General features: G+C 68.1%; 22 protein-coding genes. 9 read left to right on the top strand and 13 right to left on the bottom strand.

The genetic code is table 11. The annotated features are described in order from the left end of the window. Window positions 1–66 precede the first annotated feature (66 nt). Both POR01S_RS21370 and POR01S_RS21375 read left to right on the top strand, forming a co-directional pair. Window positions 67–879 carry an HDOD domain-containing protein gene (locus POR01S_RS21370; RefSeq protein WP_216352427.1) on the top strand — a complete coding sequence of 271 codons (813 nt, stop codon included), beginning with the start codon at window positions 67–69 and terminating at the stop codon, window positions 877–879. A 124-nt stretch (window positions 880–1,003) separates the two neighbouring features. Then, window positions 1,004–1,276 (top strand): DUF1652 domain-containing protein, encoded by a 273-nt coding sequence (locus tag POR01S_RS21375; protein ID WP_007162578.1) that lies wholly within the window; start codon window positions 1,004–1,006, stop codon window positions 1,274–1,276. A 67-nt stretch (window positions 1,277–1,343) separates the two neighbouring features. Here POR01S_RS21375 and POR01S_RS21380 read toward each other — a convergent pair whose 3' ends face one another. Then, a complete protein-coding gene (locus POR01S_RS21380; RefSeq protein WP_007162579.1) occupies window positions 1,344–1,598 on the bottom strand; it encodes a hypothetical protein in 255 nt (84 codons plus the stop codon). A 152-nt stretch (window positions 1,599–1,750) separates the two neighbouring features. On the opposite strand from POR01S_RS21380, the gene POR01S_RS21385 reads away from it, so the two are divergent. Then, complete coding sequence (locus tag POR01S_RS21385; protein ID WP_007162580.1) at window positions 1,751–2,518, top strand: hypothetical protein; 768 nt, start codon at window positions 1,751–1,753, stop codon at window positions 2,516–2,518. Window positions 2,519–2,522: 4 nt separating this feature from the next. On the opposite strand, the gene POR01S_RS21390 is transcribed toward POR01S_RS21385, so the two are convergent. Then, window positions 2,523–3,296 (bottom strand): SIR2 family NAD-dependent protein deacylase, encoded by a 774-nt coding sequence (locus POR01S_RS21390; RefSeq protein ID WP_007162581.1) that lies wholly within the window; start codon window positions 3,294–3,296, stop codon window positions 2,523–2,525. Between the two features lie 196 nt (window positions 3,297–3,492). On the opposite strand from POR01S_RS21390, the gene POR01S_RS21395 reads away from it, so the two are divergent. Then, window positions 3,493–5,421: an AAA family ATPase gene (locus tag POR01S_RS21395; protein WP_042138242.1), complete on the top strand. Its 1,929-nt coding sequence runs from the start codon at window positions 3,493–3,495 to the stop codon at window positions 5,419–5,421. 71 nt (window positions 5,422–5,492) lie between these two features. Here POR01S_RS21395 and POR01S_RS21400 read toward each other — a convergent pair whose 3' ends face one another. The 6 genes from POR01S_RS21400 to POR01S_RS21425 form a co-directional block, all read right to left on the bottom strand. After that, the gene (locus POR01S_RS21400; RefSeq protein ID WP_007162583.1) at window positions 5,493–6,791 is read right to left on the bottom strand and encodes a flavohemoglobin expression-modulating QEGLA motif protein; all 1,299 of its coding nucleotides are present in this window, start codon (window positions 6,789–6,791) and stop codon (window positions 5,493–5,495) included. Window positions 6,792–6,918: 127 nt separating this feature from the next. Continuing rightward, on the bottom strand, window positions 6,919–7,674 hold the full coding sequence (locus POR01S_RS21405) for a D-glutamate cyclase family protein (RefSeq protein ID WP_042138244.1): 756 nt from the start codon (window positions 7,672–7,674) through the stop codon (window positions 6,919–6,921). After that, window positions 7,671–8,990, bottom strand: a complete 1,320-nt coding sequence (locus tag POR01S_RS21410) for an MFS transporter (protein ID WP_052382689.1) — start codon at window positions 8,988–8,990, stop codon at window positions 7,671–7,673. Before POR01S_RS21410 ends, POR01S_RS21405 begins: the two co-directional genes overlap by 4 nt. Before the next feature lie 88 nt (window positions 8,991–9,078). Beyond that, window positions 9,079–10,020 (bottom strand): 5-oxoprolinase subunit C family protein, encoded by a 942-nt coding sequence (locus tag POR01S_RS21415; protein ID WP_042138246.1) that lies wholly within the window; start codon window positions 10,018–10,020, stop codon window positions 9,079–9,081. Then, window positions 10,017–10,778: a 5-oxoprolinase subunit PxpB gene (pxpB, locus tag POR01S_RS21420; protein ID WP_042138247.1), complete on the bottom strand. Its 762-nt coding sequence runs from the start codon at window positions 10,776–10,778 to the stop codon at window positions 10,017–10,019. Before pxpB ends, POR01S_RS21415 begins: the two co-directional genes overlap by 4 nt. A 96-nt stretch (window positions 10,779–10,874) precedes the next feature. Next, a complete protein-coding gene (locus tag POR01S_RS21425) occupies window positions 10,875–11,300 on the bottom strand; it encodes a VOC family protein (RefSeq protein WP_042138248.1) in 426 nt (141 codons plus the stop codon). Window positions 11,301–11,450: 150 nt separating this feature from the next. Between POR01S_RS21425 and POR01S_RS21430 the strand changes: the two genes are divergently transcribed. After that, window positions 11,451–12,335: a LysR family transcriptional regulator gene (locus POR01S_RS21430; protein WP_042138249.1), complete on the top strand. Its 885-nt coding sequence runs from the start codon at window positions 11,451–11,453 to the stop codon at window positions 12,333–12,335. Here the strand turns inward: POR01S_RS21430 and POR01S_RS21435 are convergent. Next, a complete protein-coding gene (locus tag POR01S_RS21435) occupies window positions 12,303–13,913 on the bottom strand; it encodes an inorganic phosphate transporter (protein WP_042138251.1) in 1,611 nt (536 codons plus the stop codon). The genes POR01S_RS21430 and POR01S_RS21435 overlap by 33 nt on opposite strands. 155 nt (window positions 13,914–14,068) lie before the next feature. Between POR01S_RS21435 and POR01S_RS21440 the strand changes: the two genes are divergently transcribed. Further along, window positions 14,069–14,713: a hypothetical protein gene (locus POR01S_RS21440; protein WP_042138252.1), complete on the top strand. Its 645-nt coding sequence runs from the start codon at window positions 14,069–14,071 to the stop codon at window positions 14,711–14,713. Here POR01S_RS21440 and zapE read toward each other — a convergent pair. The 3 genes from zapE to POR01S_RS21455 all read right to left on the bottom strand — a co-directional run bounded on the left by zapE (window position 14,710) and on the right by POR01S_RS21455 (window position 17,468). Then, window positions 14,710–15,759, bottom strand: coding sequence for a cell division protein ZapE (gene zapE / locus POR01S_RS21445; protein WP_042138255.1), 1,050 nt, complete (start codon window positions 15,757–15,759; stop codon window positions 14,710–14,712). The two genes, POR01S_RS21440 and zapE, sit on opposite strands and share 4 nt — an antisense overlap. A gap of 81 nt (window positions 15,760–15,840) precedes the next feature. Then, window positions 15,841–16,227, bottom strand: coding sequence for an MAPEG family protein (locus POR01S_RS21450; protein ID WP_027599071.1), 387 nt, complete (start codon window positions 16,225–16,227; stop codon window positions 15,841–15,843). Between the two features lie 68 nt (window positions 16,228–16,295). Continuing rightward, window positions 16,296–17,468: a multidrug effflux MFS transporter gene (locus tag POR01S_RS21455; RefSeq protein WP_042138261.1), complete on the bottom strand. Its 1,173-nt coding sequence runs from the start codon at window positions 17,466–17,468 to the stop codon at window positions 16,296–16,298. Between the two features lie 112 nt (window positions 17,469–17,580). Between POR01S_RS21455 and POR01S_RS21460 the strand changes: the two genes are divergently transcribed. Next, window positions 17,581–18,210, top strand: coding sequence for a TetR family transcriptional regulator (locus tag POR01S_RS21460; RefSeq protein WP_027599073.1), 630 nt, complete (start codon window positions 17,581–17,583; stop codon window positions 18,208–18,210). Here the strand turns inward: POR01S_RS21460 and POR01S_RS21465 are convergent. Beyond that, window positions 18,192–18,386: a cation transporter gene (locus POR01S_RS21465; RefSeq protein WP_027599074.1), complete on the bottom strand. Its 195-nt coding sequence runs from the start codon at window positions 18,384–18,386 to the stop codon at window positions 18,192–18,194. The two genes, POR01S_RS21460 and POR01S_RS21465, sit on opposite strands and share 19 nt — an antisense overlap. Window positions 18,387–18,497: 111 nt before the next feature. Between POR01S_RS21465 and POR01S_RS21470 the strand changes: the two genes are divergently transcribed. After that, a complete protein-coding gene (locus POR01S_RS21470; protein WP_042138262.1) occupies window positions 18,498–20,882 on the top strand; it encodes a heavy metal translocating P-type ATPase in 2,385 nt (794 codons plus the stop codon). Beyond that, window positions 20,879–21,265 carry a Cu(I)-responsive transcriptional regulator gene (cueR, locus tag POR01S_RS21475; RefSeq protein WP_007162594.1) on the top strand — a complete coding sequence of 129 codons (387 nt, stop codon included), beginning with the start codon at window positions 20,879–20,881 and terminating at the stop codon, window positions 21,263–21,265. Before POR01S_RS21470 ends, cueR begins: the two co-directional genes overlap by 4 nt. The last annotated feature ends 58 nt before the right edge of the window (window positions 21,266–21,323 follow it).

Genomic DNA, 21,323 nt, shown 5'->3' on the forward strand with positions numbered 1-21,323 from the left:
AGGCCGTCGTTCATGCTTTCGACGACTCATCAGCTCCCACCATCGGTAAAGAACCAACCAGGCGCCATCATGGAAATCGATGCTCTGTTCGATCACCTGCATACCCTTCCCAGCATTCCCAAGGTGGCTCAGGAGCTGATCCAGCAGTTCGACGATCCCGACAGCAGCATCGAAGACGTCGCCCGCAATCTGGCGCTGGATCCGGTGCTTTCCGCCAAGGTCCTGCGCCTGGCCAACTCGGTGCGCTTTCGCGGCGTGCGCCCCTCGACCAGCATCGAAGGCGCGGCCATCCGCCTGGGCTTCGATGCCCTGCGCACCCTGGTCCTGGCTTCGGCGGTGACCGCCGCCTTCCGCCACAACCCCAGCTTCGATCCGCGGGATTTCTGGCAGCACAGCTTCGACGTGGCCAGCATCTGCCGCGTCCTCGCCCGCCAGGCCGGTGCCGATGCCGAGACCGCCTTCACCTGCGGCATGCTGCACAGCATCGGCGAGCTGCTGATCAGGACGGCGGCGCCCGATATCGCCGTGCGCATCGACGCCGAGCAGCGCGCCCCGGTGCCCGCCGAGCAGGCCATCGGCTTCGGCTATCCGGAGGTGGGCGCCGAGCTGGCCCGTCGCTGGCAACTGCCGGTGGTGATCCAGCATGCCATCGCCTACCAGCTGCACCCCCAGGATGCGCCGGAGGATTCCACCCAGGCGCGCATGGTCGCCCAGGCGCGATTGGTGTCCTTTGTCCTGCGTCGTCATGGCGGCATCAACGACCAGGCCAAGGCGGCCCTGGCCAATCCCCTGCTGGAAGGCGTGGATCTGGAGCTGCTGCTGGGCGAGCTGCCCGAGGTCATAGAGGCGGACAAGGCCTTCGGTACCCTGATCAACTGACCGGCCGTCCCTTGCCGGGCCAGCGCCACCGCCTGGATCACAAATCTGCCAGCCGGTCATGGCAAAAGTCGAACGGGTACCGCAAGAATCGGTCGAAGCGTTATAGCTGACAGGAGTGATTGCGATGGCCGAGCCGCTGAAGTTCACGGATGCGAACACCATTATCAAGGGCGCTTTTCAACCGATGCTGTGCGCCATGACCGCCCAGGATCCGGCGACCTTCAACGTCGAGGTCTATGCGCCCAACGGCACGGCGCTCCTGCAACGCCGCATCGCCCGGGTCGATCTGCTGGACAACTCCCTGCTGGAAGCCTTCATCTGCGACAGTCGCGCCCGTATCGAGCGGGCAACCCATGAGCGACTCGACTGGCAGGTACGCTACACCCGCGCCTCCTGAAACCGCTTCCTGCGGTCAGATGCCAACCAGCCCAAAGGCGCCCCGAGAGGCGCCTTTTGCTTGACCCTCAATCGTTGAGTACGCGCTTCTGCTGACTGCCCTGGGCCTTGGTGGCCGGGGTCTTGTCGACCTTCTTCTGGGTCGAGGGCGTGGCGCTGGAGGTGTCGTCCGCGCTGTCCCTGTTGCTGGTGTTGGAGCTGCCCGGCGCGCCGATGCCGTTGCCGGTCACCCCGGCGTCGTTGTTGTTGCTGGCGGCCAGGCTGGGACCGGCCACCAGGGCCAGGGCAGCGCTCAGGGCAAGGATCAGCGGGGTCTTGCGCATCTTGGTGTCCTCCGGCCGCGAAAGGAAGGGTGTCGCGGGCTGCACCCTGCTGGTTAGGCCAAAGGCCGGGCCAAGCGTTCCCACCTTCCTATAGACTAATGGCCATCCCCGCCGTACCTCGACAGGTGCGGCCGCCGCGTTCAGGAGTTGCCGTGAAGCACCGTTACCTCATCGTCGATCGCACCGCGCTCGATACCCCCGCGCTGTTCGACTATCTGGCCGAGGCGCCGCAGCACCGCGTCATCGTTTCCGGCGGCACGGCCGAGCAACTGTTCGCGGCGGAGCTCTGGCCGCGCCTGCGCGAACGCCTGGCGCCCCACGCCGAGCGCTTCTTCTTCGCCGATTCCAGCGGTCCGCTGCTGCAGGCCGAACTGGAAGGCCGCAAGCCCGGTCTGCTGGATCGCGAACTGACCCTGGCCTTCAAGCAGGCGGTGACCGCCGATGCCGAGGACGACCGCGTGCTGACCCGCATTCGCCGCGAATTGCTCGACACCGATGACGACTACCAGGCCAACCGCCGCATCTTCCTCAACAGCCTGCTCGGCCAGATGCGCCGCGCCCTGCCGGCGGGTGCCGTGACCGCCGGCAACTGGCAGGACGCCGTCCGCCAGGCCATCGCCGCCGCCCAGCAGGGCCTGGCCAAGGGCTTCGCCCCCGGGCTGGCCGATGCCCCCTTCAAGGTCTTTCTCAAGGCCTATCCGCTGGCGGCGCGCTATGTCGCCCAGCTCGCCGTGCTGCTGATCACCGCCGGGCGCCAGGAGAACGACGTTCTCATCGATCGCTTCGTCGCCCAGGATCCGGCGCTGGTCGCCACCCTGTTCGACGGCCTGCTGACCGAAGACGATGACCAGCGCCAGGCCTACACCGCCCTCAAGCGCACCCTGGATGCCCTGGGGACCGGTGGCCAGGCGCTGCACTGAGGGTCTAGAGGCGCTCCAGCAGCGCCGGCAGGATCACCCCGGCCGCGCCCAGCAGTTGCCAGTCATGGCTGAAGTCCACCGCCGGCTGCGGATCGATGCGGACCACCGTGGCGCCCTGCTGGCGCGCCACCCCTGGCAGACTGGCCGCCGGCTGCACCAGGCCGGAGGTGCCGACCACCAGGCAGAGGTCGCAACGCTCGGCCAGGGCCCAGGCGCTGGCCAGGGCCTCTTCCGGTAGCGACTCGCCGAACCAGACCACGCCCGGCCGGGCCAGGCCGCCGCAGGCGGGACAGCGCGGCGGCGCCACGAGCTGCTCCGCCGCTTCCGGCAACGCCGGCGCCGTCAGCGGTCGCGCGCACTCGAAGCAGCGCGGCGCGTGCAGGCTGCCGTGCAGATGGATCACCGCGCGACTGCCCGCGCGCTCGTGCAGGTCGTCGACATTCTGGGTAACCAGGTGCAAGCGGCCGTGCCTGTCGCCCCACTGCGCCAGGGCGCGGTGGGCCGGGTTGGGCTGGGCGGCCAGCACCTGGGCGCGGCGCCCCTCGTACCAGCTCCAGACCCGCACCGGATCCTCGATAAAGGCCTTGGCGGTGGCCAGTTGCGCCGGGTCGAAGCGCGCCCAGAGCCCGGTCAGGGCTTCGCGAAAGGTGGCGATGCCGCTTTCCGCCGACACGCCGGCACCGGTCAGGACCAGCACCTCGTCGGCCTGGCGCAGGCGGTCGAGCAACACCGCCGGCAAGGCGGCGAGACCGCTTCGACAATCGATGGGATCGGGCATGGATGCGTTCACTCCTGACATCTGCGGCAAAACAACAGGGTCTTGCGGACCGCGAAAAAGGCCAGAAGTGTGACGCTACTCGACGGATGGTGAGTCCACTCATCGTTTTCCGGGGAACTGAGGTTCACCCTTTTCGCCACAGGCCGATAATCCGGGAGTCCGCGTCCGATGTCGCTCCGACCCTAACGGTATGTGAATGAAGAAGTCCGTCGTTTCCAAGTATCCGCGCCTGCTCGTCGCCGGCGCTCTGGCCCTCGTCACCGTCCTCGGCCTGGCCAGCTGGCTGTGGCTCAAGCCCGCCACGCCGGCCCCGACCGCCACCGCCATGCTCGCCAGCGTGCAGCAGGCGCCCGAACACTGGACCGGGCAGCCACGTGACCTCTCCGTGCTGCTGGCCGATCTGCGCGCCCAGGCCATCAGCGGCGCCGTGATCGGGGATCACACCCTCTACATAGACACCACCCGCGGCGAACACTATGCGGTGGCCGACAACGGCGGCCGCATCGCCGATCGCCTGCTGGCCGACTACGCCACCCAGGCCGAGCCGCTGTTCCCGGTCGCCACCTGGAGCGAATCCGGGCAGCGCCATCCCTGGCTGGACGCCCTGCTGATCAACCTGCCGGGCTATCTGCTCCTGCTGCTGCTCGCCGTGCCCCTGGCGCTGCGTTTCGCCAGCCCCTTCAAGCTGCACCGCAAGGGCACCGGCATCTCCTTCAAGGACGTGGTCGGCGCCGCCGAAGCCAAGCGGGCGCTGGAAGACGTCACCACCTGCCTGCGCAATCCCAAGGCCTTCGCCGCCCTGGGTGCCCGTCCGCCCAAGGGTGTGCTGCTGACCGGCGAACCCGGCACCGGCAAGACCCAGCTGGCCAAAGCCCTGGCCACCGAGTGCAACGCCCACTTCATCCAGGTGACCGGCAGCGACTTCTCCTCGATGTTCTTCGGGGTCGGCATCCAGAAGGTCAAGTCGCTGTTCCGCACCGCGCGCAAGAAGGCGCCCTGCATCATCTTCATCGACGAGATCGACGGCATCGGCCGCCGCGCCGAGCAGTCGCGCTCCAGCGATGCCGAGGCCAACCGCATCATCAACCAGTTCCTCACCGAGCTGGACGGCTTCGACGGCACCAGCGGCGTGCTGGTGCTGGGTGCCACCAACTTCGCCGATTCCCTGGATCCGGCGCTGCGCCGTGAAGGTCGCTTCGACCGCACCATCGCCGTGCCGCTGCCGAGTCTGGAAGACCGCCGCGCGCTGTTCGAACTCTATGCCGGCAAGCTGCCCTGCCAGGGCGAACTGGATCTGGCCGCCCTCTCCCGCGGCACCGTGGGCCTGACCCCGGCGGCCATCGCCTACATCAGCAACCACGCCGCCCTGCTGGCCGCTCGCGAGAACGCCAGCGCCGTGACCATGGCCCACTTCGTCGAGGCCATCGAGACCTGCCGCATCGGCGAGCAACCCGTCGGCGTCACCCCGCTGGGTTCGGCCGAGCGCACCCGCATCGCCGTGCACGAAGCCGGTCATGCCCTGGTCGCCGCGGTGCTCAATGTCGGTCGGGTGGAAAAGGTCACCCTGCTGCCGCGTGGCCAGGCCCTGGGCGTGACCCTGATCACCCCCACCGAAGACAAGCGCCTGTACCTGAAGTCGGAACTCGAAGGCCGCATCCAGATGCTGCTGGCCGGTCGTTGCGCCGAGCAGCTGTATTTCAACGAGGTCTCCTCGGGTGCCGCCCAGGATCTGCAGGAAGCCTCCAAGCTGGCGCTGTCCATGGTCGCCTCGCTGGGCATGGGTCCGAGCGGCTCGCTGCTCAGCCTGCAGGCCCTGCGCGATGCCGGTATCGAATTCGACGCCGCGCCCAGCATCGCCGCCGCCGATCAGTTGCTGCACAGCCTGGATCATCGCTGCCTGGCGCTGATCACCGAGCTCAAGCCGGCGCTGGACGACATCACCGACCAGCTGCTGCGCGACGAGACCATCCCCGGCAGCGCCGTGGCCGAAGCCATCGCCCGCGCCAGCGGCCTGGAAGCCTGCGGCGCCCTCAATCGCGCCCTGGCCTTCGTGCCGGAGCGTTCGACCGACCCGCGCGCGGGTGACGGCGAACGCAGCATCGCGGCCGCCTTCAAGGGCGAGTGATACCCGCGACGCCTTGCAACGAAAAAGCCCCGGTCCGCCGGGGCTTTTCATGTCAGCGCCTGGATAGGCGCTCAGAGGATATTGGCGTAGTCCGCCTCGATCCGATCCAGACTCAGGTGGTTGAGGAAGTTGGAGAAGCACATCCAGGCCGCCAGGGCGTTGAGGTCCTGGAATTGCGCCGGCAGGTACTTGGGCGGTACCACCACGCCTTCGTCCACCAGCTGACGCAGGATGCGCATGTCTTCCAGGGTGGTCTTGCCGCAGAACAGCAGCGGGATCTGCTCCAGCTTGCCCTTGCGCACCGCCAGCTGGATGTAGTTGTAGATCAGGATGAAGCCCTTCAGATAGGACAGGTCCTTGGTGAAGGGCAGCCCCGTCGGCGTCGAGCCGCGAAACACCCGGCTGGCGTTCTGGTAGCCCGATTCCAGGTCGTAGCCCTGCTCCTGGAAGAAGCGGAAGACCTCGAGGAAATCGGCGCCGTCCTCGGCCAGGTGGATGGCGCGGGTGCGATTGGTCAGCTTGCGCAGCCGGGTCGGATAGGAGGCGAAGGCGATCACCTCCATGAGGATCGCCAGGCCTTCCTGGGTCACGGTGGACGACGGCGGGCCCTTGGCCAGAAAGGTGCAGATCGGCTGGTTCTGGCCATTGAGGGTGGTGCCGACGTGCACCAGGCCTTCATGGACCTCCAGGGCGCGGACGTCACGCTCGTTGAACAGGGCGTCGGCGCGCACCTTGATGTAGTCGGCGCCGGCCGCGGCATCGGCGACGATGCCGTCGGACTCGAACACCCGGATGGTGCCTTCCGTCTCGCCGAACACCCGGTTGAGCCGCGCCTGCAGGATGGGCACGGCGTCCTTGGCGGTCAGGGTCTTGGGTTCGTCTTCCAGGGCGCCGCGATGGGCGATGTTGTCGAGGTAGCTGGACATCATCATGCCCAGGTCGGCCAGGGTCGGATCGCCGGCGTGGAAGGCATCCGAGGCCGCGCCATAGAGCTCCTGGGAGATCAGGCCGAAGTCCGGGGTGCCGCGCGCCTGCAGCATGCGGATCACCATGCGGTATTCGCGGCACATGCGCCTCATGATCTGGCCGACCGGATTGAACTGGCCGAGCTGGCGGGTGACCTCGCGCTCGATGCTCTGGAATTCGCCCTTGAGCGCATCGCCGTCGAAGCCTAGCGGGCGCCCCTCGTAGAAGGCGCGATCCACCGCCGGCAGGCGCTTGCCCTTGCCCTCCAGGAAGCCCTGGCGCACGCCGTCGTCCCACTTCACCGCATCGAGGATGCGGATCGGCGCCTGGGCCGCGACGATGCGATCGGACAGCTGGCGAATGGTCTGGTGATAGGGATCGAGAAAGGGCTGGCGGGCATTCATGACGGCAACCGGGCGACGGGCAAGGCTTCAAGGATGGCCGCTGCATGGGCGTTTGCCTAGGCTTTGCCACCGAATCTTCCAGGCCGGCGTATCAGCTGCGTGAATACGGCATCTGGACGGCATCGGGTTAACCGAACGCCTCCGGCCGCTGGTCCAGCACCAACATGTGCCCAGGGTAGTGGGAGATGCAGTAGGCGCTTCGCAGCTGAGGCAGGACCTGCTGCGGCGTTACCCCGCACGCCCAGAACACCGGCACGTCGTCCGGGGCCATGGGCGGTACCACGCCAAAATCTGGCGCCTGCAGGTCGGTGATGCCGAGCGCCTCAGGATTGCCGATGTGCACAGGCGCGCCATGCCCGCTGGGATAGCGCGCGGTCACCTGAACGGCCTGACTGACCAGCGTGGGGGGTACCGGTCGCATGCTCACCACCAGCGTTCCGCCCAGCGCGCCAGCCGGTGCATTGGGCAGCGTGGTGGTGTAGACCGGCGGTGCCGCGCTGCTGACCTCGATACCCGCGCGGCGCAACGGCGCGTCGAAGGTGTGGCTGCAGCCGAGCAGGATGAGCACGGAATCCTCCCGCCAGTAGGCTTCGATGTCCGTGGGCTCAGCCACCAGGTGGCCATGCTGCCAAACGCGATACCGCGGCAGCATGGTTCGGATATCAATGGCCGCCCCGGGCAAGGGCACCCAAGGATCCCCGGCATCGCCCACCGCCAGAATCGGACAGGCCTTAGGGTTGCGCAGACAGAACAGCAGCAGCGCATAGGCCTGAGCCTGCGGCACGATCACCAGGTTGGCCTGCTGGTAGTCATCGAGCATGCCGGCGGTGGGAGTGGTCCATTCGCCCCGGGCAATCTGTGAGCGCAACTCGGCCGGCGTCACTGCAGTGCCTCCTTCGAGGTTTCCCGCACCAGGCGCAGCGTCACCAGGGCGATGACGGCTGCAGTAACCAGCAGGAATCCCGGCATCAGCAAGTTGCCGCTCTTGGCCATGAGCCAGGTTGCCAGATAGGGCGTGAGCCCCCCGCCGAGGATGGCGCCCAGATTGATGGCGATCGCCATGCCGGTATAGCGCACCCGGGTGGGAAACTGCTCGGCATAGGTGGGATAGCCCACCGACTGCACGATGGGCATCGGTAGCGCGGCTACCAGCACCGCCAGCGCCGCGAGCCAGATGTTGCCTTGGGCCATGAGCAGCATCATGGGGATCACCAGCACCACATAGGCGGTGAAGCCCAGGGTCAGCACCCGCCGCCGGCCGAGTCGATCCGACAGCCCACCCCAGAACGGCATCATCAGCGCAGCGCACAGGCTGACGCCGGCCATGATCCAGTACACCTGCGCCTTGGGATAGCCAAGGTGAGTGGTCAGATAGAGGTTCATGAAGATCAGGCCGACCCAGTAGCCGGCGTTCTGCCCCAGGGCTAGCAGCATGACCTTGAGGACTGCCGGGCGCTGCTCGGCCAGCACTTCACGCACCGGCGCCTTGGGTGGCTGTGATTTGGCAAGGAAGCGCTGGAACGCCGGCGTCTCCTCTACGTTGTGCCGTAGCACAGCGGACAGTGCCACCAGCGGCAGGGCCAGCAGGAAGGGCACACGCCAGCCCCAGGCCTGCATCGCTTCCGCGCCGGCAAGGGTGGTGGTGACGCCACAGACGATAGCGGCCAGCGAGCCGCCTAAGGCGACCCCTACCGGGGTGAAGGCGCCGAAGAAGCCCCGTCTGCCTTCAGGTGCCGATTCGGCGACAAAGGCAGCGGCGCCGATCACCTCGCCGCCGGCGAAAAAGCCCTGCACCAGGCGCAACGCGACCAGCAGCACCGGCGCCAACAAGCCGGCCTGGGCGGTAGTAGGCAGCAGGCCAATACCGGCGGTGGCCAGCCCCATGCCGATCACGGTAACCAGCAGCACTAGGCGCCGGCCGTGCCGGTCGCCCAGGCGCCCAAGCAGCACCCCGCCCAGGGGACGCACCAGGAAGGCGCTGCCGAACACCGCCAGCACCGCCAGCAACGCCGCGGTGGGATCGTCGCCAGGAAAGAACAGTGGCCCGAGGAAGGCCGCCATGAAGCCATAGACGCCAAATTCGTAGTACTCGATGGCGGTACCGGTGGCCGCAGCGGTTGCCGCGCGACGTGCCAGGCGTTCGGTATCGGCCTGGGATGCGGAGGCGGTGAGGGGGGTGGAAGAGAGCACGCGAGACATGGACGTATCCTTCTGTAATGGGAACGTTGCTCAGCAGGGTGGGGCAAGGTCAGAACGGTCGGCGTCTGTCGCGCCGATCCGGGTGGTGTCAGGCGACGCTGGCGTCTCGCTCCAGCGCCGCCAGCAGACGCTCGCGGGCAAGATCCAGGCGCTGTGCTTCAGCGAGCTCAATGAAGGCGAAGGCGAGTACATCGCCGGGCACACACTGCGCCAGGCGTGGAAGGTCTACCTGGGCGACCTGGGCAATGCAGGGATAGCCGCCCGTGGTCTGCCGATCGGCCATGAGCACAATGGGCTGGCCATCCGGCGGCACCTGCACGGTGCCGAATGCGACCGCCTCGGACAGGCATTCACGGGGTGCAGCCAGCTGCAACGTGTGCCCCTGCAGGCGATAGCCCATGCGATCCGACTGAGGGGTGACGGTGAAGGGACTCTCGTGCAGCGCCGTCTGCGCGGCACCGGTAAAGGCGGTCCAGTCGCGACCCGGCACCAGCCGCAGCGGGGCGGCGCTGATCTCGTGCGCTAGGCTGTCCGGTATCAGCAGGCGCGGGGGATTGGCAAAGCTGCCCATCAGGGGCAGCAGATCACCCTTCTCCAGCCGGCGGCCATGCCAGCCACCAAAGCCGGCGCGCAGGTTGGTGGTGCGACTGCCCAGGACCTGTTCCAGGCGGAAGCCACCGGCCACGGCCAGGTAGGCCCGGGCGCCGCTGCGACGGCGACCGAAGCTGACTTGGTCGCCCTCTCGCAAGGTCCGCGTCTGGCCGGGTGGCCAAGGCTGGCCATTCAGCGATGCGCCCAGGTCCGCACCGGTCAGGGCAAGACGGCAGCGACCATGGCAATGCAGCGTTGGCCCTAGCAGGGTGATCTCGAGCACCGGCGCGTCTGGCGCATTGCCGACCAGCGCGTTGGCCAAGCGATGGGATACCTCATCCATGGGTCCGCCCACCGGCACTCCCCAATGCTGGTAGCCATGACGGCCGAGGTCCTGGAAGGTGGTGGCCAGGCCTGGGGTCAAGACTTCCAGGGTCATGGCCGCACCTCCTGCAGGCCGGCAAAGGTGGCCGCATCAATCGGCACGCAGCGGATTCGATCGCCGGCGCGCAGCCGGCAGGCCTGTTCCGCCTCAGGATCGAACAGACGCCAGGGCGTACGGCCAATCAGCGACCAGCCGCCCGGGAGAATTTGGGGATAGATGACGCTCTGCCGATTGGCCAGGCCCAGGCTGCCGGCCGGTACCCAGGTGCGCGGCATGCGGCGGCGTGGCAGCGCGAGGCGCTTGTCATAGTGACCGAGGTAGGGATGTCCAGGTGCGAAGCCGAGCATCAGCACCGTGACTTCGGCGCCATGCAGCGCGATGAGCTCTTCTTCCGAAAGGCCACAATCCGCAGCAGCTGCGGCCAGGTCCGGGCCGAATTCGCCGCCGTAGCAGACAGGGATCTCGATCAGCCGCGGTGAGTGGGATTCGACCTTGTCGCTGTCGTCGAGCAGGAGCTGCAGCTGGGCGGCCAGGGCCGCAAACGGCGTCGGGTACCCCAGATGCTCCACTACCTGCCAGGGGCGATAGTGCACGCCGACGCTGGCCAGCGCCGGCACGATATCGCTCACACCGGGTAGGGCGCCCTGGGCCTGGCGCTCGCTCAGGTAAGTGGCGAGTGCGCCGAGGCGACAGCTCAGCGCTGCGGACGGGGCTGCGCTGGCTTCGATCACCAAGAGGCGCTCGCCGACCGGACGGATCCGCCATTCGAGTGTCGCAGAAGAGAGGGGCGCAGTAGTGCTCGCAGTTTTCACAGGAGTTACCGGCAGGCGAAGACATCACGGAAGGCGCGCCGGAATTCTCGAGGCTCCGGTCGCGAAGACTTCACGAGCGGCCAGGGCCGCCCGGCGTTACTTGGCGAACAGCTGGCTCATGTCCTTGAAGGCCTTGAACTCCAGGGCATTGCCGCAGGGGTCGAAGAGAAACATGGTGGCCTGCTCGCCGACCTGGCCCTGGAAGCGGATATAGGGCTCGATGACGAACTGCGTCTCACGTGCCCGCAGACGGTCGGCCAGGGCTTCCCATTCGTCCCAGCCCAGCACGATGCCGAAGTGCGGCACCGGCACGTTGTGGCCGTCCACGGCGTTGGTATGGGCCTGTTCCTGGGACGCGGTCTTGGGGTGCTCGTGGATCACCAGCTGGTGGCCATAGAAGTCGAAGTCGACCCAGTGGTCGCTGGAGCGACCCTCGGCGAGGCCGAAGACGTCGCCGTAGAAATGCCGGGCGGCGGCCAGGTCGTAGACGGGAATGGCGAGGTGAAAGGGCGACAGGGCCATGGGGGGAAATCCTGTTGAGGGGGATGCAGCCATTCTCACCCCAGGTTTTCCTGTGCATGAAGCGCATTTTCCTGCCTCCGAGCGACAAAAATTTTGTTGCTCGGCAGCCAGGCTCGCTACAGTGACCGCCCCGGACTGCAGGCCACTCCCATGCTTCGCGAATTCAAGACCCTGCTCGCCGTGGCCCGCCATGGCAGCTTTGCCGCGGCCGGGCTGCACGTGGGCCTCACGCCCTCGGCGGTGAGCGCCCAAATCCGCAACCTGGAGCAGCACCTGGGCGTGCAGCTGTTCGACCGCAATGGCCGCAGCGCCCTGCTCAATGCCGCCGGGCGTCGCGCCCTGCCGCTGGCCGAGGAAATGCTCGCCACCTATGCGCGCATGGCCGGCGCCGGCGAGGATATCCAGGGCGAGTTGCGCATCGGCGCCATCGCCAGCGTCCAGACCGGCCTGCTGCCCGGCACCCTGGTGCGGCTGCGCCAGCAGGCGCCGCGCCTGGAGCCGCGGCTGGTGCCCGGCGTCTCGCTGGCCCTGCTCAGCCAGGTGGATGCCGGCGAACTGGATCTGGCCATCCTCATCCGCCCGCCCTTCGAACTGCCCAAGGAACTGCACGCCGCCACCCTGCTGCAGGAACCCTTCGTGCTCATCGCCCCGCCGGACCTGCCCGGCGACGATCCGCGCCTGCTGCTGGAGACCCAGCCCTTCATCCGCTACGACCGCCACTCCTTTGGCGGGCGGCGGGTCAGCGCCTTTCTGCGTGAGCAGCGCCTGGCAGTGCGCCAGGTGCTCGAACTCGACGAACTCGATGCCATCGTCAAGATGGTCGAGCACGGCCTGGGCGTGGCCCTGGTGCCCTGCGCCGGCCTCTGGCTGGAGCATCCGCGGGTGCGGCGGCTGTCCCTGGGCGCCCTTACCTTCCACCGTGAATTGCAGGTCATCGCCCGCCACGCGGGGCGTGACCTGCCAGCCGTGGCACTGTTTCGCCGTTGCCTGACCGAAGCCGTGTCAGAACAGCTGCACCAGCAGCCAGTACAGTGAAGCGGACAGCGCCATGGCCACCGGCAGGGTGAGCACCCAGGCCAGCAGCAGATTGCGCACCGTCGCCCACTGCAGTCCGGAACCGTTGGCGGCCATGGTCCCGGCCACCCCGGACGAGAGCACATGGGTGGTGGAGACCGGCAGGCCGAAAGCGTCCGCCGCGCCGATGGTGCCCATGGCCACCAGCTCCGCCGAGGCCCCCTGGGCATAGGTCAGGTGGGTCTTGCCGATACGCTCGCCGACCGTGATGACGATGCGCCGCCAGCCGACCAGGGTGCCCAGGCCCAGGGCGATGGCCACCGCCACCTTGACCCACAGCGGGATGAAACGGGTGGCCTGGTCGATCTGCCGCTTGAATTCCCGGAGATCCTCCTGCGCCTTGGGCGCCAGCCCCGGCAGGTGCTCCTTTTCCAGTAGGCGGATGGATTCCGAGGCCAGGTACATGGCGTTGCGCACGTTGGGCATGCTTTGCGCCGGGACGTTGTTGAGGGCACCGTACTGGCGCACCTCGCGGGCGATGTCATCGGTGATGGCCGCGAGCGCAGGCAGCACCTCGGGATTGCTCTGCCGCTTGCGCACGAATTCCAGCAGCACCCCATGGGGATCGGCCGGCGCGGCCTGGGGCGCCGCCTGGCGCAGTCCGCTGGCGGTGACCTCGGCGACGGCGGCGAAAGCCGGCGTCGCGGTGGCGGGCACCGCTCGATTGAGCGCATAGGCGGTCGGCAGGGCGCCGACCAGGATCAGCATGATCAGCCCCATGCCCTTCTGGCCGTCGTTGGAGCCATGGGCGAAGGACACCCCGGTGCAGGTCAGGATCAGCAGGCCGCGGATCCACGGCGGCGGTGGCTCGGCGCTTTTTGGCTCCTGGTACAGCGTCTGGTCGCGCACGATCCGCTTGAGCAGCACCAGCAGCAGCGCCGCGCAGACGAAGCCGATCAGCGGTGAGAACAGCAGCGCATAGCCGACCTTGGCCACCTGGCCCCAGTCCACCCCGCTGCTGCCATCCAGGCCGCCCAGCCAGGCGTGCATCAGGCCGACGCCGATGATGGAGCCGATCAGGGTATGGGACGAGGACGCCGGCAAGCCCAGCCACCAGGTGCCGAGATTCCAGATGATGGCGGCGATGAGCAGGGCGAAGATCATGGCGAAGCCCTTGCCCGCGCCCATCTCCACCACCAGGTCCACCGGCAACAGGGCGATGACGCTGAAGGCCACCGCGCCGCTGGAGAACAGCACCCCGAGGAAGTTGCAGAAGCCGGACCAGAGCACCGCCGCATTGGGCGGCAGCGAGTGGGTGTAGATGACGGTGGCCACGGCGTTGGCGGTGTCGTGGAAGCCGTTGACGAATTCGAAGCCGAGGGCGATCACCAGCGCCAGGGCCAGGCCAGCGAAGGGCAGCCAGGTGGTGGGCGGGGACTGAGTATCGCTGACGTCGTTGTGGATACCGCCGAGGGTCACCGCCAGACCGGTCAGCAGCAGCACGATGAACAGTACGATCCGCAGCGGACCGGGTTTGCGCGAACTGTGCAGGGGATGGGACAGCGGCGACAGGGAAGCGGCTGGACTGGACGAAGGCATGGGGCGAACTCCGACACGGGATCCACCCACCCTGCGCTGCCGGCATGACGTTTTTACGTCAGCCAGATGGCCAGACGACGGATGACCGCCGCGGGCTTTTTTTTCAACAGAGACCCGGCCTGCTAGGCTGGGGGCTTTGCCCGAGGATCGCGTCGATGTCCCCCCGCTGGCTGCTCTGCCCTGTCTTGCTGCTGCCCCTTGTCTCTGGCGCCCTGGCCGCCACGGAGCCTTCACCGCGCAGTTGCGCCCAGGAAATCGGGCGGCAGCCGGCCCAGGCCCTGGCCACCCGCTGCCGGGCGCTCTCCCCCGCCACCCATCCGCCGTGCAACGCCGCCAACAGCTGCGCCCTGATGCAGGACGAGATCGCCCGCAGCTGCGCCCTGTACGGCGATGGCGAAGCGGCCAAGGAGCCGGGTTGCGGTCCGCTGCCCAGCAGCGCCGAGGCGGCGGCCGCCGTGGTCCAGCGCTACTACCGGGCACTGGATGCGCGGGACTACGGCACCGCCTGGCAGCAGTGGGGCCTGGACGGCCAGCCTGGCAACAGCTACGAGAAATTCCGCCAGGGCTATGCCAGGACCCGCAGCGTGCAGGTGACCCTCGGCCAACCGGGCCCGGTCGAGGGGGCGGCCGGTTCGAGCCATGTCAGCATCCCGGTGACGGTCAGGGCGCGCCTGGTCGACGGCACCCGCCAGACCTTCAGCGGCCACTATCAACTACGCCGGGTCAACGACGTCGACGGCGCCTCGGCCGAGCAGCGTCGCTGGCATCTGGAAGGTGCGCAGCTGAAGGCCGAGCGCTAGTCCGGTCCGATCTGCCGCAGCTGAGAGAGGCGACTGCGCGTCCGTGACATGTCGGCGATGTCGCTGTCGGCCAGGGTTTCGTCGAGGGGCGCGGCGCTGACCAGGAACAGCGCCAGGCGCCGGTCGTAGAGCACATCCACCAGATTGATGAACCGCTGCCGGGCGGCGGGACTGGCGTCGCGCAGCGGCGGCACGGCGTCCAGCAGCCAGCGCTGCCAGGTTTCGCTCAGGGTCAGGTAGTCGAGGACCGCGGTGGGGCCTTCGCAAAGATCGGCGAAGCTGAAGTGCAGCAGCCCATCCGCGGCGCTGACGGCAGGCAGGCTGCGATGCCCGACCGGTACCTCCACGCGTGTCTGCGCCAGCGGCGGCAATCCCAGCGCCTGGCGCTGCGCCGGAGTGCCAGGCCAGAGATAGGCGCCGACGCCGAAGGGATCGGGCTCGGCGGGACTGGCGCCGCGATAGTCCTGGGGACCGGCCACCGAGAGGATGTCCATGCGCGTCTCGATCAGCCTGATCGCCGGCAGGAAGCGCTCGTGGTAGAGGGGATTGGGCAGCAACCCCTCGGGCGGATAGTTGGAGGTGGTGATCAGCACCACGCCGCGGCTGAACAAGGCCTTGAACAGCCGGGTGATGAGCATGGCGTCGCCGATGTCATGCACATGGAATTCATCGAAGCAGAGCAGTCGGCAACCGTCGAGCAGTTCGTCCAGGCTGGCGGCCAGGGCATCACCGCCGGGCGGCTGGCGAAACATCCGCTCGTGCAGTTCGCGAAAGAAGGCATGGAAGTGCACCCGGCGCTTCTCGGCGAATGGCAGGGCGGCGAAGAAGCCGTCGAGCAGAAAGCTCTTGCCACGGCCTACCGGCCCCCAGAGATAGAGACTGCGTGGCGCCTGGCGGCGGAACAGCCGCGGACGCAGCAGCTCGTCGGCAAGCTGGGCGAAACGGTCGATGGCGGCCTGTTGCGCGGCATCCAGGGTGTAGCCACGGGCTTGGGCGAGCTGAGCGAAGTGTGCCAGCACCTGCTGGGCGGGCGAAGGAGACGTCATGCAGGCGGCCAGCCGAGAAAGATAGGGCGCTAATGAAGCTACAGCCGTCGCTGCCGGTCAAGACCGGCAGCGACGGTGCACTCAGGCCGCGGCGATGAACAGGCAGAGGCAGCAGAACATGCCGCCGGCCCAGACCAGCGAGCGGCGGGTGGCATGATCGCGGATGTATAGCCAGGTGTAGGCGATACGGCTGAGCAGGAAGAGAAAAGCCCAGAAGTTGATGGTGCCCTGCTCGGCGCCACCGGTGACGTGGGCGACGATCACCGCGGCGGCGAACAGCGGATTGATCTCGAAGGCGTTCTGCTGGGCGGCGTTGGCCCGGGCCCGGGCCCCTTCCAGCTTGCCGAGAAAGCTGCGCGGATCCCGGTTGTCATCAGGCGTGAAGCCGCTGCCCTTGAACTTGGCGTAGTAGGCCGCGCCATAGGGCACGAGGTAGACGAGGAAGATGCACCAGTAGGCGAAGGTCATGTCGGCGTCCCTGGAAGTGTGAGGGTTCGCCTATCTGACCCGCCCGACCGGGAAAAATCCACTCCGCTTCAGGCAGGCGTGCGGCTGTGGGTCCAGCGCGCCATGAGTGCGGTGGCCACCGCGCAGAGTGCCAATACCGCGCACATGGGCACCACGGTGCCATTGTGCAGCGCGCCCACGCTGCTGGAGGCCAGCGCTGCGAGGATGAATTGCAGACTGCCCATCAGCGCCGAGGCACTGCCGGCATTGGCGCCCTGCCCGGCCAGGGCGCAGGCCGAGGCGTTGGGCACGATGCCGCCGAGCAGGGCGATGGCGCAGAACAGCGGGATCATCAGCACCGGCAGCGCCTTGGGCTGGAAGGCCCCGACCAGCAACAGGATCAGCCCCGCCGCGGCATAGGCGACCACCGCGCGGCGCAACCAGAAGGCCGGTCCCTGGCGGACCACCAGGCGGGCATTGAGCTGCCCGAGCAGGATGAAGCCGGCGGCGTTGAGGCCGAAGACCCAGCCGTAGTGCTCGGGCGCGACGCCATAGAGCTCGATCAGCACGAAGGGCGAACCGGAGATGTAGGCGAACATCCCGGCCATGGCGATGCCGCCGGTCAGGGTATGGCCGATAAAGGTGCGATCGCGCAGCAGCCGCAGGTAGTTGCGCAGGGCACCCCGCAGCGGCGGCCGCGGATGGTGCGCCGGCAGGGATTCGGGCAGCCACAGCGCCACCGCGGTGCCGCAGGCAGCGGCGAACAGCGCCAGACTGACGAAGATCGCCTGCCAGCCAAAGGTGCTGAGCAGCAGACTGCCGGCGAAGGGCGCGATGATGGGCGCGATGCCGGTCACCAGCATGATCTGCGAAAAGGCCCGCGCCGCGGCCATCGGCTCGCAGAGATCCCGTACCACGGCCCGCGCGATCACCATGCCGGCGCAGCCGCCCAGGGCCTGGACGAAACGCGCGGCGATCAGCCAGGGCAGGCTGGGCGCCAGGGCGCAGCCCAGCGACGCCAGGCAGAACAGGCCGATGCCGATCAGCAGCGGCAGGCGGCGGCCGAAGCGGTCCGCCAGGGGGCCATAGAACAGCTGGCCGCTGGCGAGACCGGCGAAATACACCGCCAGACTCAGCTGCACGTGTTCGATATCGGTGGCGAACGACCGGACCAGCGACGGGAAGCTGGGCAGGTACATGTCGATGGCGAAGGGGGCGAAGGCCGAGAGGGCCCCGAGAATCAACAATAAGCGAAAGGTCATGAAGCCTGATCCGATGGAAGCGGAAGTGTCACGCAGTTACATACAATCATGTTTGTAAAAGCGGCGAGGCGCGCTAGACTGCGTGGCAGACCCACTGCCAGTCAGATCGCCCATGCGTCGTACGAAAGAAGAAGCCGAACAGACTCGCCAAGCCATTCTCGATGCGGCGGAAGCCCTGTTCCTGACCAATGGCGTGGCGCGTACCAGCTTGGAAATGATCGCCCGCGAATGCGGCGTCACCCGTGGTGCAGTGTACTGGCATTTCCAGAACAAGGCCCACCTGTTCCACGAAATGCTTAGCCAGATAAGGATCCCGGCCGACGAACTGACTGAGCGCCTGCGCGTCGACGGTGAGGAAGACAGCCTGCAACGGCTGTTCAAACTGTGCATTGAAGGCATGACGAAATTCACCCAGCCCGGCCGGGAGCAACGGGTGATGACCATCATGCTGCACCGCTGCGAATTCACCGAGGAGCTGCGCGAGGCCGAGGAGCGCGATCTGCAGTTCCTGCGGCAGTTCATCCGCATCACCGACGCCCTCTTCACCGCCCAGGCGCATCGCCTGCAGCCGGGCGTGACGCCGCAGTTGGCCAGCCGGATGCTGCACAGCCTGTTTCTCGGCACCCTCTCGGACCTGCTGCGCGACGAACAGACCTTCGCCCCGCTGCTGGCCGCCGATCAGGTGTTCACCACCTTCTTCCGCGCCATCGTGCGCGACTGGGTTCAGTCGCCGACGGTATAGCCCGCCTGCTCGATGGCCGCGCGAAAGGGCGCAGCCACCTCGGCGCTGTCGATGCGCACCTCGCCCGCCTGCAGATCCACCTCCACCCGGGCGCGATTGTCCACCTTGAGGACCGCGGCCTCGATGGCGCTCACGCAGTGGGCGCAACTCATTCCGATCACCTTGATGACATGCATGGTCTGCTCCTGTCTGTCTTGACCTCTTTCTCCTGACGCCAGCGCCAGGACCGGGTTCCAGTGTTGACCTTGACCCGAGGTCAAGGTCAACACTGTTATCAGGAGGTGCCCATGCACGAATTCGAACTCTCCATCAGCGGCATGACCTGCGCGGCCTGCGCCGGTCGGGTCGAGCGCGCCCTGCAGAAGGTCCCGGCGGTCAGCGCGGCCGGCGTCAACCTGGCCAGCGAAAAGGCCCGCGTCAGCGCACCGGGTGACGCGGCGCCGGCGCTGGCCGAAGCCGTCACCGCCGCCGGCTACCGGGTGGCCGAGGCCGAGCATGACCTGGCGCTGTCCGGCATGAGCTGCGCCAACTGCGCCGGGCGGATCGAAAAGGTCCTGCGTGCCGTGCCCGGGGTGCTGGCCGCCGAAGTCAACCTGGCCAGCGAAAAAGCGCGGGTCAGGACCCTGGCCGCGGTCGACACCCACACCCTGATCGCCGCGGTGGAAAGCGCCGGCTACGGCGCCCAGGATCGCCGCGCCGAAGACGAGCGTTCAGCCCCGGCGCGTCAGGGGATGCCCTGGGAGCATCTCGAATTGACCCTGGCGCTGCTGCTGACCGCACCGCTGATACTGCCCATGCTGCTGGCGCCCTTCGGCTGGCACCTGATGCCGCCCGCCTGGCTGCAATTCCTGCTGGCGACGCCCGTCCAGTTCATCGTCGGCGCGCGCTTCTATCGCGGTGCCTGGCATGCCCTGCGCGCCCGCAGCGGCAACATGGATGTGCTGGTCGCCCTGGGCACCAGCGCCGCCTATGGGCTGAGCCTCTATCTCTGGCTGGTCAAGGACAGCCCCCAGCTCTATTTTGAGACGGCGGCCATGGTCATCGCCCTGGTGCGCCTGGGCAAATACCTGGAGACCCGCGCCAAGCGCCGCACCGGCGCGGCCCTGCGCGCCCTGGAAGCCCTGCGCCCGGAAAGCGCCCGGCGCCTGGATGCGGCCGGCCAGGAAGAAGAGGTCGCCCTGAATCGCCTGCGCCCGGGCGACCGCCTGCAGCTGCGCCCGGGCGAGCGCATCCCCGCCGACGGCCGCATCCTGCAGGGCGAAAGCCAGGTGGACGAAGCCCTGCTCACCGGCGAAAGCCGCCCGGTCGCCAAGGGCCCCGGTGACGAGGTGGTGGGGGGCGCCATCAACGGCGAGGGCAATCTGCAGATCGAGGTCACCGCCCTGGGTGGCGAGACGGTGCTGGCCGGCATCATCCGCCTGGTGGAAGACGCCCAGGCCACCAAGGCGCCCATCCAGCAGCTGGTGGATCGGATCAGCCGGGTGTTCGTGCCGGTGGTGGTGAGCCTGGCCCTGGTCACCCTGCTCGGCTGGCTGCTGAGCGGCCACCCCCTGGAGTCCAGTCTGCTCGCGGCCGTAGCGGTGCTGGTCATCGCCTGCCCCTGTGCCCTGGGACTGGCCACCCCCGCCGCCCTCATGGCCGGTACCGGGGTGGCGGCGCGTCACGGCATTCTGATCAAGGACGCCGAGACCCTGGAGCGTGCCCAGGGCATCACCACCGTGGTCTTCGACAAGACCGGCACCCTGACCGCCGGCCAGTTGCGCCTCTGCCAGCTGGCCACGGCTCCCGGCATCGAGGAAGCCGACTTGCTGAGTCTGGCCGGTAGCCTGCAACGCGGCAGCGAGCACCCTCTGGCCGCCGCCGTGCTGCTGGCCTGTCGCGAGCGCGGCCTGGACACCCCACCGGCCCAAGACGTCCGCGCCCTCCCCGGCCGTGGCCTGCAAGGCCACTGGCAGACCCGCCCGCTGCTGCTGGGCAATGCCCGGTTGCTGGCCGAACAGGGGTCGGACGCCGGCGGCCTAGCCGAGACCGCCCGCGCCTGGGAAGACCAGGGGCTGACCCTGTCCTGGCTGCTGGAACGCGGCAGCCAGCCGCGGGTGCTGGGGCTGCTGGCCTTTGGCGATGCGCTGCGCCCGGGTGCTGCCGCGGCCATTGCCCAGCTGCGCCGCGACGGCATCGACAGCTGGCTGCTGACCGGTGACAACCGTGGCAGCGCCCGCCAGGTGGCCGCGGCCCTGGGCATCACCCAGTGGGAGGCCGAGGTGCTGCCCGCCGATAAGGCGGCCCTGGTGGCCCGGCTGCAGGCGACCCGGGGCGGCGTGGCCATGGTCGGTGACGGCCTCAACGACGCCCCGGCGCTGGCCGCCGCGGAGCTGGGCATCGCCATGGGCTCGGGCACCGCCGCCGCGCGCCACGCGGCTGGCATCACCCTCTTGCAGGAGGACCCGCGCCAGGTCGTCGCGGCGCTGGACATCGCCCGCCGTACCCAGCGCAAGATCCGCCAGAATCTGTTCTGGGCCTTCATCTACAATGTCATCGGCCTGCCGCTGGCCGCCCTGGGTCTGCTCGACCCGGTCTATGCCGGCGCCGCCATGGCCTTTTCCAGCGTCAGTGTCCTGGCCAATGCCCTGCTGCTCGGCCGCTGGCGCCCGTCCGGAGACCTCCCCTCATGAACATCGGTCAGGCCGCCAAGGCCAGCGGGCTCACCGCCAAGATGCTGCGCTACTACGAGCGGATCGGCCTGCTGGCCCCCGCCGGACGGACTGACAGCGGCTATCGCCAGTACGGCGCCGAAGACCTGCGGGTGCTGGCCTTCGTCCGCCGCTCGCGGGAGCTGGGCTTCAGTCTGGAAGAGATCCGCCAGTTGCTCAGCCTCTGGCAGGACCGGCAACGCGCCAGTGCCGACGTCAAGGCGCTGGCCAAGCGGCACATCGCCGAGCTGGATCTGAAGATCGCCGAACTGACCCGCCTGCGCAGCACCCTCGGCGAGCTGGTCTCCTGCTGCCATGGCGACGCCAGCCCCGAGTGTCCGATCCTCGATACCCTCGGCGGCTGACGCAACCGCCGAGGGCTCGCGGGGTCCATCTTTCTATCTCCCCGCTGCCGAGGTCGAG

The sequence above is a fragment of the Pseudomonas oryzihabitans NBRC 102199 genome (assembly GCF_000730625.1).
Lineage (GTDB): Bacteria > Pseudomonadota > Gammaproteobacteria > Pseudomonadales > Pseudomonadaceae > Chryseomonas > Chryseomonas oryzihabitans.

What these genes read in the sequence shown, in the direction of transcription:
- POR01S_RS21425 (WP_042138248.1), bottom strand. Translation starts at nt 11,300, where the DNA reads ATGGCCCTGTCGCCCTTTCACCTCGCCATTCCCGTCTACGACCTGGCC.
- POR01S_RS21395 (WP_042138242.1), top strand. Translation starts at nt 3,493, where the DNA reads ATGAAGAAGTCCGTCGTTTCCAAGTATCCGCGCCTGCTCGTCGCCGGC.
- POR01S_RS21380 (WP_007162579.1), bottom strand. Translation starts at nt 1,598, where the DNA reads ATGCGCAAGACCCCGCTGATCCTTGCCCTGAGCGCTGCCCTGGCCCTG.
- POR01S_RS21470 (WP_042138262.1), top strand. Translation starts at nt 18,498, where the DNA reads ATGCACGAATTCGAACTCTCCATCAGCGGCATGACCTGCGCGGCCTGC.
- POR01S_RS21390 (WP_007162581.1), bottom strand. Translation starts at nt 3,296, where the DNA reads ATGCCCGATCCCATCGATTGTCGAAGCGGTCTCGCCGCCTTGCCGGCG.
- POR01S_RS21460 (WP_027599073.1), top strand. Translation starts at nt 17,581, where the DNA reads ATGCGTCGTACGAAAGAAGAAGCCGAACAGACTCGCCAAGCCATTCTC.
- POR01S_RS21455 (WP_042138261.1), bottom strand. Translation starts at nt 17,468, where the DNA reads ATGACCTTTCGCTTATTGTTGATTCTCGGGGCCCTCTCGGCCTTCGCC.
- POR01S_RS21400 (WP_007162583.1), bottom strand. Translation starts at nt 6,791, where the DNA reads ATGAATGCCCGCCAGCCCTTTCTCGATCCCTATCACCAGACCATTCGC.
- POR01S_RS21450 (WP_027599071.1), bottom strand. Translation starts at nt 16,227, where the DNA reads ATGACCTTCGCCTACTGGTGCATCTTCCTCGTCTACCTCGTGCCCTAT.
- POR01S_RS21375 (WP_007162578.1), top strand. Translation starts at nt 1,004, where the DNA reads ATGGCCGAGCCGCTGAAGTTCACGGATGCGAACACCATTATCAAGGGC.
- POR01S_RS21435 (WP_042138251.1), bottom strand. Translation starts at nt 13,913, where the DNA reads ATGCCTTCGTCCAGTCCAGCCGCTTCCCTGTCGCCGCTGTCCCATCCC.
- POR01S_RS21415 (WP_042138246.1), bottom strand. Translation starts at nt 10,020, where the DNA reads ATGACCCTGGAAGTCTTGACCCCAGGCCTGGCCACCACCTTCCAGGAC.
- POR01S_RS21440 (WP_042138252.1), top strand. Translation starts at nt 14,069, where the DNA reads ATGTCCCCCCGCTGGCTGCTCTGCCCTGTCTTGCTGCTGCCCCTTGTC.
- POR01S_RS21465 (WP_027599074.1), bottom strand. Translation starts at nt 18,386, where the DNA reads ATGCATGTCATCAAGGTGATCGGAATGAGTTGCGCCCACTGCGTGAGC.
- POR01S_RS21430 (WP_042138249.1), top strand. Translation starts at nt 11,451, where the DNA reads ATGCTTCGCGAATTCAAGACCCTGCTCGCCGTGGCCCGCCATGGCAGC.
- zapE (WP_042138255.1), bottom strand. Translation starts at nt 15,759, where the DNA reads ATGACGTCTCCTTCGCCCGCCCAGCAGGTGCTGGCACACTTCGCTCAG.
- POR01S_RS21410 (WP_052382689.1), bottom strand. Translation starts at nt 8,990, where the DNA reads ATGTCTCGCGTGCTCTCTTCCACCCCCCTCACCGCCTCCGCATCCCAG.
- cueR (WP_007162594.1), top strand. Translation starts at nt 20,879, where the DNA reads ATGAACATCGGTCAGGCCGCCAAGGCCAGCGGGCTCACCGCCAAGATG.